At 62.9% G+C, this 17,402-nt stretch carries 15 protein-coding genes; 9 read left to right on the forward strand and 6 right to left on the reverse strand.

Annotated elements, in window-relative coordinates:
- Positions 1-86 precede the first annotated feature (86 nt).
- From NFH97_RS16650 to NFH97_RS16665, 4 genes are all read left to right on the forward strand, one after another.
- Positions 87-1,154: an ABC transporter substrate-binding protein gene (locus NFH97_RS16650; RefSeq protein ID WP_052704559.1), complete on the forward strand. Its 1,068-nt coding sequence runs from the start codon at positions 87-89 to the stop codon at positions 1,152-1,154.
- A gap of 111 nt (positions 1,155-1,265) precedes the next feature.
- Positions 1,266-2,633 (forward strand): glutamine synthetase family protein, encoded by a 1,368-nt coding sequence (locus NFH97_RS16655; protein ID WP_045995153.1) that lies wholly within the window; start codon positions 1,266-1,268, stop codon positions 2,631-2,633.
- 294 nt (positions 2,634-2,927) lie between these two features.
- On the forward strand, positions 2,928-4,250 hold the full coding sequence (locus NFH97_RS16660; RefSeq protein ID WP_045995152.1) for an NAD(P)/FAD-dependent oxidoreductase: 1,323 nt from the start codon (positions 2,928-2,930) through the stop codon (positions 4,248-4,250).
- A gap of 402 nt (positions 4,251-4,652) precedes the next feature.
- Positions 4,653-5,213, forward strand: a complete 561-nt coding sequence (locus NFH97_RS16665) for a glycine zipper 2TM domain-containing protein (protein WP_253029229.1) — start codon at positions 4,653-4,655, stop codon at positions 5,211-5,213.
- Positions 5,214-5,407: 194 nt separating this feature from the next.
- Here NFH97_RS16665 and NFH97_RS16670 read toward each other — a convergent pair whose 3' ends face one another.
- Positions 5,408-5,881: a phosphate-starvation-inducible protein PsiE gene (locus NFH97_RS16670; protein ID WP_197037120.1), complete on the reverse strand. Its 474-nt coding sequence runs from the start codon at positions 5,879-5,881 to the stop codon at positions 5,408-5,410.
- 167 nt (positions 5,882-6,048) lie between these two features.
- On the opposite strand from NFH97_RS16670, the gene nhaB reads away from it, so the two are divergent.
- Positions 6,049-7,590, forward strand: a complete 1,542-nt coding sequence (nhaB, locus tag NFH97_RS16675; RefSeq protein ID WP_213227274.1) for a sodium/proton antiporter NhaB — start codon at positions 6,049-6,051, stop codon at positions 7,588-7,590.
- Between the two features lie 18 nt (positions 7,591-7,608).
- Here nhaB and NFH97_RS16680 read toward each other — a convergent pair whose 3' ends face one another.
- The 4 genes from NFH97_RS16680 to NFH97_RS16695 all read right to left on the reverse strand — a co-directional run bounded on the left by NFH97_RS16680 (position 7,609) and on the right by NFH97_RS16695 (position 11,499).
- Positions 7,609-7,896 carry a putative quinol monooxygenase gene (locus NFH97_RS16680; protein ID WP_349625180.1) on the reverse strand — a complete coding sequence of 96 codons (288 nt, stop codon included), beginning with the start codon at positions 7,894-7,896 and terminating at the stop codon, positions 7,609-7,611.
- A gap of 112 nt (positions 7,897-8,008) precedes the next feature.
- On the reverse strand, positions 8,009-9,571 hold the full coding sequence (locus NFH97_RS16685; protein WP_349625181.1) for a tripartite tricarboxylate transporter permease: 1,563 nt from the start codon (positions 9,569-9,571) through the stop codon (positions 8,009-8,011).
- Between the two features lie 12 nt (positions 9,572-9,583).
- A complete protein-coding gene (locus tag NFH97_RS16690; RefSeq protein ID WP_349625182.1) occupies positions 9,584-10,387 on the reverse strand; it encodes a tripartite tricarboxylate transporter TctB family protein in 804 nt (267 codons plus the stop codon).
- 110 nt (positions 10,388-10,497) lie between these two features.
- The gene (locus tag NFH97_RS16695) at positions 10,498-11,499 is read right to left on the reverse strand and encodes a tripartite tricarboxylate transporter substrate binding protein (protein ID WP_108448968.1); all 1,002 of its coding nucleotides are present in this window, start codon (positions 11,497-11,499) and stop codon (positions 10,498-10,500) included.
- Positions 11,500-11,715: 216 nt separating this feature from the next.
- Between NFH97_RS16695 and NFH97_RS16700 the strand changes: the two genes are divergently transcribed.
- From NFH97_RS16700 to NFH97_RS16715, 4 genes are read left to right on the forward strand one after another with little or no spacing between them, the layout of a single operon-like run.
- A complete protein-coding gene (locus tag NFH97_RS16700; RefSeq protein ID WP_349625183.1) occupies positions 11,716-12,732 on the forward strand; it encodes an SMP-30/gluconolactonase/LRE family protein in 1,017 nt (338 codons plus the stop codon).
- A 40-nt stretch (positions 12,733-12,772) separates the two neighbouring features.
- A complete protein-coding gene (locus NFH97_RS16705) occupies positions 12,773-13,879 on the forward strand; it encodes an isocitrate/isopropylmalate dehydrogenase family protein (RefSeq protein ID WP_349625184.1) in 1,107 nt (368 codons plus the stop codon).
- 59 nt (positions 13,880-13,938) lie between these two features.
- A complete protein-coding gene (locus tag NFH97_RS16710; RefSeq protein WP_349625511.1) occupies positions 13,939-14,985 on the forward strand; it encodes a Gfo/Idh/MocA family protein in 1,047 nt (348 codons plus the stop codon).
- Positions 14,986-14,997: 12 nt separating this feature from the next.
- Positions 14,998-15,720 carry a GntR family transcriptional regulator gene (locus NFH97_RS16715; RefSeq protein ID WP_108448972.1) on the forward strand — a complete coding sequence of 241 codons (723 nt, stop codon included), beginning with the start codon at positions 14,998-15,000 and terminating at the stop codon, positions 15,718-15,720.
- A 49-nt stretch (positions 15,721-15,769) separates the two neighbouring features.
- Here NFH97_RS16715 and NFH97_RS16720 read toward each other — a convergent pair whose 3' ends face one another.
- The gene (locus NFH97_RS16720; RefSeq protein ID WP_213227262.1) at positions 15,770-17,263 is read right to left on the reverse strand and encodes a Na+/H+ antiporter NhaC family protein; all 1,494 of its coding nucleotides are present in this window, start codon (positions 17,261-17,263) and stop codon (positions 15,770-15,772) included.
- Positions 17,264-17,402 lie beyond the last annotated feature (139 nt).

The raw sequence follows: 17,402 nt of genomic DNA on the forward strand, positions 1-17,402 counted from the left end.
TGGCGGACACAGCGGCAATCTCGGAACAGATCGATCAACACCTGACGTACCCAGACAAGACCAAGCAATACAAGGAGAAAGCAACGATGCTCAACAAGACTCGCAGCGCCCTGGGCCTCGCCGTGGCCGCCGCCATGCTCGCAGGCGTCGCCCAGGCTGAAGAGGGCAAGCTGTACCTGTTCAACTGGACCGAGTACATGGACCCCGAGATCATCGAGGCCTTCGAGGAAAAGTATGACGTCGAGGTGGTGACCAACTACTTCAACTCGAACCCGGAGATGATCGCCAAGCTCAATGCCGGTGGCACTTCCCAGTACGACATCGTGGTGCCGTCGAACTACTACATTCCGCGGATGATCGAGACCGGCCTGATCCAGAAGCTCGACCGCTCGCAGATTCCGAACTTCGACAACCTGATGGCGCAGTTCAAGGATCCGAGCTTTGATCCCGGTGCCGAGTACTCCGCTGCCTACCAGTGGGGCACCACGGGCCTTGTCTACAACACCGAGACCTTCCCCGATGCGCCCAAGAGCTGGTCGTTGCTGTTCGACCCCGAGGTCAACGGCGACTATCCGTTCTCGATGATCCAGGACGGCCAGGTCGCCACCGGCAGCGCCTGCGCCTATCTGGGCGCGAGCTTCGACTGCAGTGGTCTGGATGACCTGAAGAATGCCGCCAGACTGCTGATCGAGACCAAGAATCGCGACAACTTCTCGGGCTTCACCGACGGCACACCGACCCTGCAGCAGCTGGCCCGGGGCGTCACCCACGTGGGCATGTCCTTCAACGGCGACTACCTGTACTTCAAGGATGAGGACCCGGAGACCTTCGAACATCTGGACTTCGTGATTCCCGACGAAGGCGCCGAGATGTGGGTCGACTCCATGGTCATCCCCTCCGAGGCACCCAACCCGGAGCTCGCGCACAAGTTCATCGACTTCATCCTGGACGCCGAGATCGGTGCCCAGCTGTCGAACTACAACTACTACGCCAGCCCCAACGAGGCGGCGCGCCCGCATCTCGACGAGGTGCTGACCCAGCCGCCGACCCAGCCCAGCGAAGAGGACATGGCGCGGCTTGTCTTCACCCCCAGCCTGTCCGGTCAGCAACTGCAGACCTTTCAGCAACTGTGGTCAGAGGTAAAGGCTCGGTGAAGGGATTGGCCCAGGGGCGTTGATGCGCCCGGGGCCGCCCTGCAAGGAAAGAGCCCCGGCGACGTCGGGGCTCGGCCACCGAGTGAGACACTCACGTAACGGAACACTCTCATGAGTAACCGCCAGGAAAGCCCAGCGCTCAGCGACTGGTTCAAGCAGTACGGCATCACCGAGGTGGAGTGCCTGGTCACCGACCTTACCGGCATCCTCAAGGGCAAGATCATGCCCGCGGGCAAGTACCTCAACGGCGGACGACCGCGCCTGCCGGACTCCATCTTTATCCAGACCGTCACCGGGGGCTATCCCGACGATGACGACATCCGCTTCTGGAATCCTGCCGAGCGGGACATGGAGCTGGTGCCTGACCCCAACGCCGTCTTCCTGGTGCCCTGGGCCGACGATCCTACCGCCCAGATCATCCACGACTGCCACTATCTGAGCGGCGAGCCGGTGGAGCTGGCGCCGCGCTATGTGCTCAAGCGTGTGCTGGAGCTGTACCAGGCACGTGGCTGGGTCCCGGTGGTGGCACCGGAGGTGGAGTTCTTCCTGGTCAAGACCAATACCGACTCCGACTACCCGCTGGAACCGCCGGTGGGGCGCACCGGTCGCCAGGAAAGCAGCCGCCAGAGTTTCTCCATCGATGCGGTCAACGAGTTCGATCCGCTGTTCGAGGAGATGTACGACTACTGCGAGGCGATGAACCTGGATCTGGATACCCTGATCCACGAAGAGGGCGCCGGGCAGATGGAGGTCAACTTCCAGCACGGTGATCCGCTGGCGCTGGCCGACCAGGTGGTGCTGTTCAAGCGGGTACTGCGCGAGACCGCGTTGCGCCACGGCATGTACGGCACCTTCATGGCCAAACCCATGGCCAACGAGCCGGGCAGCTCGATGCACATTCACCAGAGCCTGATCGACCCGGCCAGCGGACGAAATCTGTTTGCCGGCGAGGATGGCCAGCCCAGCCGTCTGTTCCACCACTTCATCGGCGGCCTGCAGCGCTACCTGCCCTCGGCGATGCCGCTGCTGGCCCCCAACGTCAACTCCTACCGGCGGCTGCTGCGTACCGAGACCTCGGGCTCGGCGCCGATCAACGTCGAGTGGGGCATGGACAACCGTACCGTGGGCCTGCGCGTGCCGGTCTCCGGGCCCGAGGCCACCCGGGTCGAGAACCGACTGGCCGGTGCCGACGCCAATCCCTACCTGGTCATGGCGGCGTCACTCGCATGTGGTTACCTCGGCATGCTCGGCCAGGTGGAGCCCCGCCCGCCCATGGTCGGCTCGGCCTGGTCCGGCGGCAACAAGCTGCCTGACGATATCGGACCGGCGCTGGACCTGCTGCACGAGTGTGACGCCCTGGCAGGTATCCTCGGCGAGCGCTTTACCAACAGCTACCTGGCGGTAAAGCGGGCCGAGCACCGTGAGTACTTTCAGGTGATTTCGTCCTGGGAGCGTGAGCACCTGCTGCTGCGGGTGTGAGCCGCGGCCTTGGAGGACGCCCTGGGGTGGCGCAAGCCTGAGAAGGTGGCGCGAAGCTCAGAGAGTGGTGTAGGCCTGAGAAGGTGGCGCGATCCCGAGAAGGTGGCGCAAGCCCGAGACGGTGGCATGAGGCACCATCAGCGAGCCAGGCCAGGTGCCTGGCTCGCTGCGTTGTGGGGCTATGGCGTCGGTGCGTGGTGGTGATTATTCCATGTCTTTATCTTGAAGATATCTCCTTTCGCCGCGTAGAATGCGATCTAGTGTTGAATAAAATAACCACTTTGGGAGTCCGTCATGTCCAGCCGTTCCACCGCTACCGATCCCCGTGGAGGGGCCGCCGAGGTCCAGCATGCCGCGTCCTGGTATGCCGCCTCGGCCAATGCCTCACCCCAGCGCCCGGCCCTCGAGGGAGAGGTAAGCTGTGATGTCTGCGTGGTCGGGGCCGGCTTCACCGGCATCTCCGCCGCGCTCCATCTGGCGGAGCAGGGGCTCAAGGTGGTGGTACTGGAGGCGGCCAGGGTCGGTTACGGCGCCTCGGGCCGCAACGGCGGTCAGATCGTCAACAGCTACAGCCGCGACATGGACGTGATCGAGGACAAGTACGGTGCCGACACCGCGCGTGCCCTCGGCGACATGGCCTTCGAGGGCAATCGCATCATCCGTGAGCGCATCGCCCGCTACGACATCCAGTGCGACCTGCGTGAAGGCAACCTGTTCGCCGCCTGCAACGAGCGCCAGCTCAAGGGGCTGCGCGAGCATCAGGCGCTGTGGCAGCGCTACGGCCACGACGGGCTGGAACTGTTGGAAGGCGACGCCTGTCGCCGCGAGGTGGGCAGCGATCGCTACACCGGTGCCCTGGTGGACCACTCCGGTGGACACCTGCATCCGCTCAACCTGGTGCTGGGCCAGGCGGCGGCGCTGGAATCCCTGGGCGGTGTGATCTTCGAGCAGAGCCCGGTGGAGTCGCTGGTACACGGCCAGCCGGTGGTACTGAAGAGCCGCAACGGCAGCGTTCGCGCCGAGCGTGTGGTGATGGCGGGTAACGCCTACATGAGCGGCGTGATGCCGGAACTCGAGGCCAAGTCGATGCCCTGCGGTACCCAGATCATCACCACCGAGCCGCTCGGTGAGGATCTGGCCCGGGAGCTTCTGCCCAACAACATGGCGGTGGAAGACTGCAACTATCTGCTCGACTATTTCCGCCTGACCCGCGACAACCGCCTGATCTACGGCGGGGGAGTCAACTACGGCGGCGAGGACCCTCAGGACATCGAGGCGGTCATTCGTCCCAAGATGGAAAAGACCTTCCCGATGCTCAAGACGGTCAAGGTGGACTACGCCTGGAGCGGGACCTTCCTGATGACCCTCAACCGACTGCCCCAGTTCGGGGTGATCAATGACAACGTCTACTACGCCCAGGGCTACTCCGGTCATGGCGTGACCTGCACCCACCTGGCCGGTCGCCTGATCAGCGAGGTGATGACCGGCCGTGACGAGCGCTTCGATGCCTTCGCCGGCCTGCCGCATCTGCCGTTCCCTGGCGGCCGCATGCTCAGGGTGCCGCTGTCCGCCATCGGCGCCTGGTACTACCAGACCCGGGACAAGCTGGGCATCTAGCCGCTGGTCGGTGTCACGGGGCCTTGCCATAGGCCGCTGCCACAGGCCGTTGCCACTGATAGTGCGGGCAGCGGGATCGCTCCGTGACCCGCGCTCCCGGCTTGTGAGCCCCATTAGCACGTCTCCCCCAACGCCTCGCTGCCTCCGGCAGCGAGGCGTTGTGATGTGTGGGCAGAAGTGTGCCAATGGCATGAGAGGCGAGGGCAGCAGCGCCCGTCGTCGCCGATCGGGGGCACCTTTGTCGGTGAGTTGCGACAGCCTCACAAACAACTTGCAAGTGGCTCCATGGTTCTTCGAACGCTGTTCGATAACGGCTAGGATAGGGTTATCACATCGCCAAGACATCTGCCGTGGCGCCTCTCGCACGCTAAGCGAGCGCCCTGGCGGAGCAAGGAGAACAGCATGAGCAAGTCGATCATCGTCGGTTCCACCCTCGCGGTCTTTGGCCTTGGTGGCCTGGCATTTGGCGCCTGGCAGGTGCAGCAGGCGCCCCAGGGGCCGCAGTTCGCCGATATTACCGCCGTCACGCCGGTCACCGAGACCGTCTCCACGCCGCGAGAGGTCTGCGAGAACGTTCAGGTGACACGCCAGGCGCCGACCCGGGACCCGCACAGCATTCTGGGCAGCGCTGCCGGTGCGGTGGTCGGTGGCCTGGTGGGCAACCAGATCGGCGGTGGCAGCGGCCGCAAGATCGCCACCGTGGCCGGTGCCATCGGCGGTGGCTTCGCCGGACGCGAAGTGCAGCGTCGGGTCGAGGCCGGCCAGACCTATACCACCACCGAACAGCGGTGCCACACCGTCAACGACACCCGTGAAAAGACCCTGGGCTACGACGTGGCCTGGGAGTATGACGGCGTGCGTCAGGTGGCGCGTCTGGAGCAGGCCCCCGACGGCGAGCGTGTGCTGATCGAGCAGGGTCAGCCCCAGTGGGACGTGGTCCGGGGTACCCCCGACAAGTCCTGAGAGAGCCCTGATAGAGCCCTTATAGAGTCCTGACGGGAACCTGGTTCCGGTCTTCAGCCTTCGCGTAAACACCCAGCCCGCGCCAACCGGTATCTTTCGATGCTGGCTGGCGGGGGCTGTTGTCGTCGCTGTTGTTGTGAACCTGAACGTGAACGTGAACGTGGGCGAGGGCAGGGGCGCTGGTCCCGGGCGCCCTACAGATCGCTGTTGGTCTTGTTGACCACCTTGCCGAGGGCGTCGATGGGCTTGCTGGAGGGGTACTTGTAGGAGGCGAAGCGCACCGCCAGCACGGACAGGGCCAGCAGGAAGATGCCGCCGCACAGGTACAAGAGACCGGCGTCGGGCTTGGGGTGGTGGGAAATGTCACCGATCAGGTAGCGGGTCAGGGCGGTGATGGCGACGTACAACAGGAAGCGAATCGGCAGGTGATTGGTCTTGAAGTAGATGCCCACCATGGCGCCCAGCTCAAGATAGATGAACAGCAGCAGGATGTCGTCGACGCTGGCGTGGCCACTGGTCAGCATGTCGAGGAAGGCGACCACCGAGGCCCAGGCGATCATCCCGCCGATGACGAAGAGTCCCAGGTAGTGAAAGCCTTCCACGAGCAGGTTGCCGATGGTATCGGCGTGATGGTGCATCTTGTCACGGCTGGTGCGAGCCCATTTCACAGGCGATTCCTCATCGGTGTGGTGGCGTCTTTCACGCTAGCCCGGCGTGGTAGGCGTGACAAGCCGATACTCCGTTGGTTCAGGGCGGTTTGTTGACGCAGTCACGCGGATTGCGCCGCTTTTCGCCGGCATACTGAAACGCCGCCGTATCGACAAGGAGCCGGTCGATGGTGACGACGCTGCCCCAGGCCTTCTTTCGCAACTTTATCGGTCCCTCGCCGGACTGGTACAAGACCGCCATCCTGATCTGCCTGCTGATCAATCCCCTGGTCTATGCCTGGTCTGGGGGATTCGTTGCGGGATGGCTGTTGCTGGTCGAATTCATCTTCACCCTGACCATGGCGCTGAAGTGCTATCCGCTGCAGCCTGGTGGGCTGCTGGCACTGGAAGCGGTGGCCATCGGCATGACCGGCCCCGACAGTGTGATGCACGAGGTGGCGCTCAACCTGGATGTCCTGCTGTTGCTGGTGTTCATGGTGGCGGGCATCACCTTCATGAAGCAGCTGTTGCTCAAGGCGTTCACACGCCTGCTGATAGGCGTCACGTCCAAGCGTCTGCTGTCGCTGTGCTTCTGCGTGACGACGGCAGCGCTCTCCGCCTTTCTGGACGCCTTGACGGTGATCGCGGTGGTGATCAGCGTGACGGTGGGTTTCTACGCCATCTATCATCGGGTGGCGTCGATGAAGGGGCAGCACGACGATCATGACCACAGCGATGATAGCGGGCTCCCCGAGGTCAGCCACCAGGACCTGATCGACTATCGTCGCTTTCTGCGCTCGCTGCTGCTCCACGCCGCCATGGGGACCGCGCTTGGCGGTGTCACGACCATGGTCGGTGAGCCCCAGAACCTGATTATCGCCGAGCAGGCTGGCTGGGGCTTTGGCGAATTTGTGCTGCGCATGGCGCCTGTCACTCTGCCGGTGCTGGTGGCAGGCCTTGCCACCTGCCTGCTGGTGGAAAGCCTGCGCTGCTTCGGTTACGGCCAGCGTCTACCGGCCAAGGTACGCGCCATCCTGGTCGAGCACGATCGCCAGGAGCGGGCAGGCCAGTCGCTGATCGAGGTGGCCAGGCTATGGGTGCAGGCGGCGGTGCTGGTCTGGCTGGTGGTGGCACTGGCTCGCCACGAGGCGTCGGTGGGGCTGATCGGGCTTGCCGTCATTGTGTTGGCAAGCGCCTTTCTCGGCGTCACCGAGGAGCACGCCCTTGGCAAGGCCTTCGAGGAAGCCTTGCCCTTCACCGCCTTGCTGGTGGTGTTCTTCGCGGTGGTGGCGGTGATCATCGAGCAGGATCTGTTTGCACCGGTGATCGAGCTGGTGCTGTCACGCCAAGGCAGTGAGCAGCTGGGCCTGGTGTACGTGACCAATGGTCTGCTGTCGATGGTCTCGGACAACGTCTTCGTCGGCACCGTCTACATCAGCGAAATCCACTCGGCCTTAAGCGCTGCGCGCATCGGCGCCGAGCAGTTCGACCTGCTGGCCGTGGCGGTGGCCTGCGGCACCAACCTGCCGTCGGTGGCGATGCCCAATGGCCAGGCTGCCTTCCTGTTTCTGCTGACCTCGGCGGTGGCACCGCTGATTCGCCTTTCCTACGGCCGCATGGTGTGGATGGCCGCACCCTATACCCTAGCACTCAGCCTGGTGGGGTTTGTGTGCGTACGCTACGTGCTGGTGCCTGCCAATCAGGCGATGCAGGCCATGGGGTGGCTGTAGCGCTGGTGTGCTCGTGCATCAAGCCTGGCGCAGGTCTCCTTGAAGGACCTTCTTCTCCGCCACCAGCGGTGCGCTCTTCTGATCGAAGGCATGAAAGTGGTCGGTCTCCAGATGCCATCTGAAGGCGTCTTCGTCGCGGTAGAGCTCGTAGAGGACGAAGGTGTTCTCGTTCCGTAGTCGAACCACATCGAAGCGCTGGCAGTGACGTTCCTTTTCCAGGCTATCCGAGGCTTGGCGTAGCAGTAGTGCCTCGAGGCGATCGGCACACCCTTGCTGCGGGGTAAAACGGACGATGACGGCGTGCACGGTGAATGTCTCCTGTCTGGGGTGGATGAGAGCGGTGACTGATGAGAGCGGGGTGGATGCGCGTTGGTGTCGGCAGCTCGGTGCCGACACCCGTCTCCTTGTCGATGTGACGCTACTGAGTGTCGTCGGCGCCATGCGCTGGCTTGCCAGCTAGCGCACGCCCTCTGAATTTTTTCCAAAGGCGGCTGCGATAGCGCTTCCAGGCCGGGATCTGAGACGCGATGGTCAGCACGATCACGGCGATCAGCAGTAGCGACACCGGTCGCTCGAAGAATCCCATCAGGCTGCCCTCGGACACCATCAGGGCGCGGCGCAGGTTTTCATCCGCCATCGGGCCCAGAATGACGCCGATGACCAGAGGCGAAATGGGATAGTCCATCTCTCCCAGGAAGTAGGCGGCGATGCCGATCGGCACCATCAGGTAGAGATTCAGCAGGCTGAGGCCCAGCGCGTAGGACCCGATGACCGACAGCACCGCGACAATCGGCAGAAAGATTGACGAGGGTACCCGCAGCACCTTGATGACGTGCTTGGCCAGAAACATGCCGTTGATCCACATGGCCAGGGAGGCGAGGGCGATGATGGCGGTGAGCTCGACCAGGAAGTTGGGCTGGGTGATGGCGATCATCGGACCCGGGTTCAGGCCGTGCAGCATCAACGCGCCAAGCAGCATCACCGCCGGCGGGCTACCTGGAATGCCGAGGGTCGTCAGAGGAATGAGCGCACCACCAATACAGGCATTGTTGGCTGTTTCCGACGAGACCAGGCCGGCAGGTTCGCCCTTGCCGAAGCGTTCAGGGTGGGCAGAGGAGTTCTGGGCGGTGCCGTAGGACACCCAGCCGGCGATATCCTCGCCGACGCCGGGGACGGCACCGATACCCACGCCGATGAACGCCGAACGGATGACGTGGCGCAGATTGCGGAAGACCGCACGGAATTCGGGCAGGACGCGCTTGACGGGCTGGGGACTGCCGAGGGCTACCCTGTCGCGCAGGGTACGAATGATCTGCGGGATCGCAAAGGCGCCGATCAACACCGGAACGACCTCGATGCCGCCGTCCAGCTCCGGCAGGCCGAAGGTGAACCTGGGGAAGAACTGAAGCTGGTCGCGACCGATCGTCGATAGCGCAAGGCCCAGCAGTCCGGCGATCCATCCCTTGTAGACCAGGTCCTTGCTCGTAAGGGTGCCGCTGATGATGATGCCGAAGAGCGCCAGAAGAAAGAATTCATAGGACGTGAACTGCAGCGCAGCCTCGGAGATCAGCGGTGCCAGGGCGATCAGCGCGACCATGCCGATCAGGGTGCCGATAAAGGACGCGGTGGTGGTCATGCCGAGCGCCTTGCCGCCTTCCCCCCGTTGGGCCATGGGGTAGCCGTCCATGGCGGTGGCGGCGCCCGCCGCGGTGCCGGGGATATTGATGAGAATGGCCGGGTAGGACCCACCGTAGACCGCCCCTACGTACATGGCGATCAGCGAGATCAGTGCCGTCTGAAGGTCCATCGAATAGGTCAGCGTGGTCAGCAGGGCGACCCCGAGCGTCGCGGTCAGGCCGGGAAGCGCCCCGAAGATGATACCCAGGAAGCTCGACCCCAGCAGTAGCGCCACCATGGCGGGGTTGGTAAGGATCTGCCAGATGGCATGCGCGAATACCGAAAGCTGCGCGATAAAGTCCATGCGAGTGTCTCCTTAACCTTGGGCCGTCAGGTGGCTGGCGAGGGCTTGCATGGTGTCTATCACCAGACCTTCCACCGGGAGTGGTACCAGCAGGAAGAAACGGAAGATCGGTACCAGCACCAGGGGAACGCCAATGCTGACCAGCACGACGGTGCGCAGTTTCCTGCATTCGCTAGGCGAATGGCGCAGCAACCACCATGCGATGGTGGCGACTGTCAGAAGCGTGGCGATAGCTACCAGATCCAGGGCGTACTGCTGAGATGTTGGCCGATGGCTCAGTAGTGTGATGAGCACGCAAGCGATGACGGCGCCGACCAGTGTCAGGGGAATGAGAGCCACCTTTTCGATATAGAAAGGTGTGATGAAGAGAAAGAGGAAGAGGGCGCTGGCCAGTGCAAAATCGACGCTGGGGACGAACGAGTAAACGTACAGACCGATAAAGGCCATGATCACGGCCACACGACAGGATGCAGAAGCTGGAAAGGACGCCTTCGATCGGCCCTTCGAGGCGCTCTGTCTGCGTCTGGCGCCGCCATCGAGGATGGCGCGTCGCAGTAACAGCAGCGACACCAACCCCAGGGTGACGGCGATCGACAGGGGGAAGAGCGCGGGGGAAACGTACCAGGCGTTGGTGACACCGCCGTAGCTGTCGGTCATGGGGAAGGTGAGGGATTTTGCGAGCATGGCGAATGCCAGCAGCAGCAGTGCCAGGCTCGTGAAGAAATCGCGGCGTCGCCGCTGGATGAGTTCGTCGTTCCCCGAGAAAGCGGCGCCTGCCTGATTCTCGGGGTCAGGGAGCTGTTTGCTGTCAACCATGATGTGTCCAGTGAACCTGATGTTCTACGAGGTATTGACGTGGCCCGGAAAATGCCCGGAGGCAACGATTGCCTCCGGGCCTTCGGTTATCGGGAACGAAGAAGTCGCGATCAGGGCCTTGGAATATTCAATTCCTCCGGATTGATGGAAGCAGACTCCAGGTCATACAGCGTCCATGAGAAGAGGGACTCGAGCCGAGAGAATTCCTCCGAGGCTTCTTCTCCCGTCTTGCCGGACAACTGGAAGTAGTTGTCCTCTGCCCACTGTTTTACCGCGTCGGTTTCCAGTGCCTGCTCGAACGCCTGTTCAAGGGTCTCCTTGACCTCCTCCGGGGCATCGTCGCGGACGGCAAAACCGATGGTCTGTCGAATAGGCAGATATTCCTTCAACTGCGGATAGCTGTCGAAGGCAGAGGGGATTTCACCGGTTCCCTCGATGTCGACCGGGCTATCGGTCAACACCGCCAGGGGCCGAAGTCGATTAGCCGCAATCAGTTGCTGCTGCTCGGCAAGAGAGGTGATGACCACGCTGACTTCACCCGTGATGGCGGCGTTCTGGCCCGGCGCGGAACCCGGGTAGGGAATGAAGTTGAGATCTGCCCCCGTGCCTTTCTCGAAGGCGAGCAGATTGAGGTGATGAACGGAGCCCGAGCCCCCCGCGGCTGCCTTGATGGTGACGTCGCCGCTGGAGGCCGCCTCCACCAGTTCTTCCAGGCTGGTATAGGACGAATTGCTGCCCACGGAGATCAGGTCCGGCGATCCCCCGATGATGAAGGGGTACCAGCTGTCGAAGGTATTTTCCCAGCCGCCCTGGACCGCCGCGGCGACATTGGATTCGGACAGACCTGCCAACGTATAGCCGTCGGCAGGCTGGTTGCTGACATGGCTCATGCCGATGGAGCCGGCGACACCGCCCGGTTTGTTGACCACGTTGATGCGCCTGGGAAGGAAGGCATTCATTTCTGCGCTGACGACCCGGTTTGCGACATCGGTGCCGCCGCCGGCCGACCACACGACCACATTGGTGATGTCGCGTTCGGGGTAGTCCGCGGCGGCTGCGTGAAAGGAGAGGCCCATGAGCAGGGCGATTGCTGGCGTGACATGACGTTTCATTTGGCTTCCTCGTCGCTTGTTGTTGTGCCGGTCGCCCGGGTGGCTGACGCGGTCTGGTCTTGACCGGCTTTGTGCATGTGTTAATGTATACGTTAACGAGTTGGTCGTCAAACGCTGGTGAAAGGGCCACAGAAACGGTCCCTCGGAACATCGAAATCCCGGAACAACAAGAAGACTGACCAACGCAAGAACAGAACAACGAGACCCAGGAACAACATGATCGAACTCGAAGCGCTGGACTATAGCGGTGGCGACTTGAGTCGGCCCGAATGCGTGCTGACACATTCGAGTGGCCTGCTGATGACTGCAGACTGGACCGACAGCGGTGGCGTGGCGATCTTCCGCCATGCAGATCGCGCGCCGGCCCTTCGCATCCTGTCGAACCAGCAGGGCTTCCAGCTTCGTCCCAACGGTATTGCTCTGGAAGACGACGGCGGTGTGATCGCGACCCATCTGGGCGAAGACCAGGGGGGCGTCTTCCGGCTGCACGTCGACGGCGCCCTCGAGCCATTGGTGACCGAGATCGACGGTGTCGCCCTGCCTCCCACCAACTTCGTTCATCGAGACGGCGCCGGCCGCCTCTGGATCACCGTCAGCACCCGTCAGCAGCCCCGCGCCAAGGGGTACAGCGCGGCGGTGGCCGACGGTTTTATTGCTCTGGCCAACGCCGATGGCAGTGACGCCAGAATCGTCGCCGATGGCCTGGGTTACACCAACGAGTGCGCCCTGCACCCCGATGGCCGGTGGCTCTACGTCAATGAAACCTTTGCCCGCCGGCTGAGCCGTTTTTCCGTGGAGGAAAAGGGACGACTCGGCGAGCGCCAGACCGTCTGTGAGTTCGGCCCTGGCACCTTCCCCGATGGGGTGACCTTCGATGTCGAAGGCGGGGTCTGGATCACCAGTATCGTCAGCAATCGGGTCATCCGGGTCTCGCCGACCGGGGAGCAGAGTGTCGTGCTGGAAGACAGCGACGAGGCCTATCTCAAGCAAGTGGAGGAGGCGTTTGACGCCGGTCGGATGGGTCGCCCTCACCTGGATGGCGTCGTCAGTCGTCGACTCGGTCACGTATCGAGCCTGGCATTTGGCGGCCGCGACCTCGATCGGGCTTACCTTGGCTGCCTGCTGGGGGACCGCCTTGCCTCGTTTCAGGCGCCAGTGCGCGGCGTGGCGCCGATCCATTGGCGTGCTCCCTTGACCCGATTGCGTTCGGCACTCGCCGGCGCCGATGCCTGACTTCTTCAAGTAACAACCAACAATAGCGAGAGGCTGTCAAATGACCAACAAGACCCACTTTTCCATCGCTGTCTTTCCCGGTGACGGCATTGGCCAGGAAATCATGAAGCCGTGCGTCACGCTGCTGGAGGCAGCCATGGCGCGGGTCGGGGGCGTATCGGCGAGCTTCGAGGAGCTGCCTGCCGGTGCCGCCCACTTCAGGGATACAGGGGAGTCGCTTCCCGAGGCCTCGTTGAAGCGTGCCGATGAAGCCGATGCGATCCTGCTGGGTGCCATGGGGCTGCCGGACGTTCGCTATCCGGATGGCACCGAGATCTCGCCACAGATCGACTTCCGCTTCCGTTTCGGCCTGTACGCCGGGGTCAGGCCGGTGCGCACTATCGCCGGGCTTCAGCCGATGCTCAATAACCCCAGCGCCCACGAACTCGACTTCGTGATCGTGCGGGAATCCACCGAGGGACTGTTTGCGTCTCACGGCAGGGGCGAGATCAAGGGCGACGAGGAAGCGTGCGATACCCTGGTCATCACCCGGGATGTGAGTCAGCGACTGTTCGACTTCACCCTGGCGCTGGGACAAAGCCGCCAGGCCCAGGGGGGGAAGGGCAGGGTGACCTGTGTCGACAAGGCCAATGTGTTCAAGTCCTTTGCCTTCTTCCGCAAGATCTTCGACGAGCGGGCCGAGGCGCATCCGCAGCTCGACTGCGACCACATGTACGTGGACGCGGCGGCGCTCAACATGGTCACCAGGCCCTGGGATCTCGACGTGATGGTCACCGAGAACATGTTCGGCGACATACTGTCCGACCTGGGCGCCGGTCTGATCGGTGGCATGGGTTACGCGCCTTCTGCGGACATCGGCGATGATCACGCGGTCTTTCAGCCATGCCATGGCAGTGCGCCGGATATCGCTGGCAAGGGCCTCGCCAATCCAACGGCCATGGTGCTGTCCGGTGTGATGATGCTGGAGTGGCTGGGAGAGAAGCACGACTGTGAGCCGGCGCTGAAGGCAGGCAAGTTGCTGCGAGGGGCCGTGGACGCTGCCTTTGCCACTGGCACCCTGGTGACCTGCGAGCTGGGCGGGGATGCCGGTACGACCGCGGTGTTCGAGGCGGTCATGGCCCAGCTGGTCGAGCTTCCGATCCAGTAGCTTTTGATGGTTGGGTGGTGCGCCGCTCACAATGGCAGGTCGCAGGAGGTAGGTTGTTGATGGAAAAGCTAAGGGTGGCGGCGGTTGGCGCCGGATACTTCAGCCAGTTTCAATATGACGCCTGGTCACGCATCCCCGAGGTTCAGGTGGTGGGCGTGTGTGATCAGGACACCTCTCGTGCTCGGGAGGTGGCCAAGCGTCATGGGGGCTGGGAGGTCTACTCGGATGTCCTGGCGATGCTGGAGGAAGCGCGCGCCGACGTGCTGGATATCATCACGCCGCCCTCTTCACACCTGGCCTTGATCCGCCTGGCGGCGGAGCGCGGGGTGAACGTGATCTGCCAGAAGCCGTTCTGCAAAAGCCTGGAGGAGGCGCACCAAGCCGCCGCCCTGGCCGAGCAAAGCGGGATTGAACTGATCGTTCATGAAAACGTCCGGTTTCAGCCCTGGTACGAGGAGATCCAGCGGCAGATTGCCGCGGGCAAGCTGGGGCAGATCTATCAGGCGACGTTCCGGCTGCGCCCTGGAGATGGACAGGGGCCGGAGGCCTATCTGGAGAGGCAGCCGTACTTTCAGAAGATGGAGCGGTTTCTGATCCACGAGACCGGGATACATTGGATCGACACCTTTCGCTATCTCTTCGGCGAGGTGTCCGCTGTCTATGCCGAACTGAGGCGCCTCAACCCGGCTATCGCCGGTGAGGATGCGGGGCATGTCATCATGGAGTGTGCCGGTGGCGTTCGCGCCGTTCTGGATGGCAACCGCCTGTCCGATCATTGCGCCGAAAACCGGCGGCTGACCATGGGCGAAATGACCATCGAAGGAAGCGAGGGTGTGCTGGTGCTGAGAGGCGATGGCACCCTGGGTTACAGAAGGCACGGGGAAAATCTGTGGCAGGATATCGACTATGAGTGGGTGGATCACGGTTTTGGCGGGGACTGCGTGTATCGGTTCAGCCGCCATGTGGTGGATGGCCTGATGGGGCGGTCGAGGTTGGCAAATACCGCGTCTGACTATCTCGCCAACATGAACATCGAAGAGGCTGTCTACACCTCTGCCAGAGAAGGCAGGCGGCTTCGTGTGTCCAGTGACGTCTGTGGAAGCTGAGGATTTGCAGCGATGAACTCAAGAGACACGTCTTCTCGATCCGTGCCGGCGAGCAGGGGCGAGGGGCCTCCGGGGGACAAGCTGTCGCTGCCGGAAAAGGCGTACTACGAGATAAAGCGTCGGATACTCGACAACGAGTTTTCCTCGGGATCCTTCCGCCTCGAGAAGGAGTTGGCGGAACTGCTCGACATGAGCCGGACGCCCGTGCGAGAGGCAATGATTCGGCTGGCCAATGAAGGGCTGGTGGAAATCAGGCCGCGCCACGGTATGCGAGTGTTGCCGGTATCGGCCGAGGATATGGTCGAGATATACGATGTGTTGACGGCGCTCGAGACCCAGGCGGTCGAGTTGCTGGCACGACGCGGATTGTCCGACCAGGAGCTCGGCCAGTTGATGGATGCGGTGGATGAGATGGACGACGCCCTGGCCGATGACGACCTGACCCGCTGGGCAGCGGCGGACGAGCGATTCCATCTGCTGCTGGTGGAGTTGTGCGGCAATCGCCGCATCGCCACCATCGTCAACACCTATTGGGATCAGTCCCACCGTGTGCGCATGTTGACCCTGGGACTACGGCCACGGCCGACGTCATCGAACAACGACCATCGGGCCGTTGTCCAGGCCATTCAGAATGGTGACGTCATCGCCGCCAGGGACCATCACCGGGAGCACCGGGTAAATAGCGGCAGGATGCTGGTGGAGCTACTCGACAAGTACGGTCTTTCTTCGATCTAGGCGTGTTTCGCGATACGAAAACCGGGAGCGCATTGCGCTCCCGGTTTCGTTACACCAGCGCGTAGCCCAGCGCCACGAAGCCGAGGCTGGTGACGGTTGCCCCGATCAGGGTGTAGGGCAGCTGGGTCAGGGCGTGCTGCATCGGCAGGACGCCGCTGCCCTGGGATGACAGTACCGAGGAGTCCGAGAAGAAGCAGGCGTGGCTACCGAAGCTCGAGGCCGACAGCAGGGCGCCCACCACCAGTGGCATCGACACCTCCATATGGGCGGCCATCGGGATCACGATGGGGATCGAGATCACGAACACGCCCCAGGACGATCCGGTGGCGAACACCACCACCGCCATGGAGATAAAGACGATGGCCGGCAGCAGCGCCGGGGTGATGTAGGGCGCCAGGGAGTCGATCATGAACTGGGTCATGCCAAGCTGGTCGTTGACCTCCTTGAGCACGAAGCCAACGGCGACGATGGCCAACGGCAGCATCATGGTGCGAAAGCCGTCCATGATCGAGTCCATCAGGCTCGAGAAGGTGGACAGGCGCTGCACCAGGAACAGCACGATGGTGAACAGGGTGGCGGCGATGACGCCCTTGAGCAGGTCGATCTCGAAGTAGGCGCTGGCGCCGATCAGTACCGCCATCGGGGCGACGAAGTTGAACAGGCCAAGCCAGGGGTTGCCACGCGGGGTGTCGTCGCCAAGCGGCTCATCCGGGGCGCCGTCGGGAATCGTCTGGCCGGCGCGGGCGCGGGCCTCGGCGGTCTTCATCGGGCCAAGATCCGGCACGATGCTCATGGCCACCAGAAAGACCAGGCCCATGGCGACCCAGCCATACAGCATGTAGGGAATCGACTGGATGTACAGCCACATGCCTGGGCCATCGGTGGCGCCGTTGGTTTCCAGCAGCTCGGCAAAGTACACCGCCCAGGTCGAGATCGGCACCAGGACGCAGATCGGGGCGGCGGTGGAGTCGACGATATAGGCAAGCTTTTCCCGCGATACGCCGAAACGGTCGGTCAACCGCTTCATCGCCGCCGAGGTCGCCAGCGCATTGAGGTAGTCGTCGATGAAGATCAAGAGTCCCAGTACCGCAGTGCACAGCAGTGACTGACGGCGGGTCTTGACCAGGCGACTCATGAAGTGGCTGAAGCTCAGGGTGCAGCCGGACTTCTCGAGCATGGCGATAAAGCCACCCATCAGGCCGCATACCAGGATCAGCCAGGCGATGGTCTCGTTCATCATGACCGACAGCGAGACGTCGGCCAGGGCACCGATATAGTCGCTCGGCTCGATCAGGATAAGCCCGGACAGCGCGCCGATGGCCAGGGCCTCCAGGGTCCTGTGGGTGGCAATCGCCACCACCAGCACGATCAGCGAAGGCACCAGGCTGATCCAGCCGAAGGGGGTGCCGGCTTCGTGGTGGAAGGTCAGGCCGGCCACCAGGGCAATGAGTCCTGCGACCATGGCAAAGGTGCGACCCTTGCCTTTCTGGCTGGGCTTGCCGGGGGCGAAGGGATGGGTGGACGGTGCGTTGGTCTGGGTCATGGCGTCACCTCCAGTGCGAGGCCTGGATCGATGACAAGGGGCGTTGTGGTTGTCATGAGGGGAGGTACCCGTGATTGCTGTGAGTTATATCGGGTTCTAGCGTTCGTGCCGGGCGAGCGCACAGGGCGTCCCCGCCCGG

Origin of the sequence: Halomonas sp. SCS19 (genome assembly GCF_040147015.1) — a bacterium.
GTDB classification, from domain to species: domain Bacteria; phylum Pseudomonadota; class Gammaproteobacteria; order Pseudomonadales; family Halomonadaceae; genus Halomonas; species Halomonas litopenaei.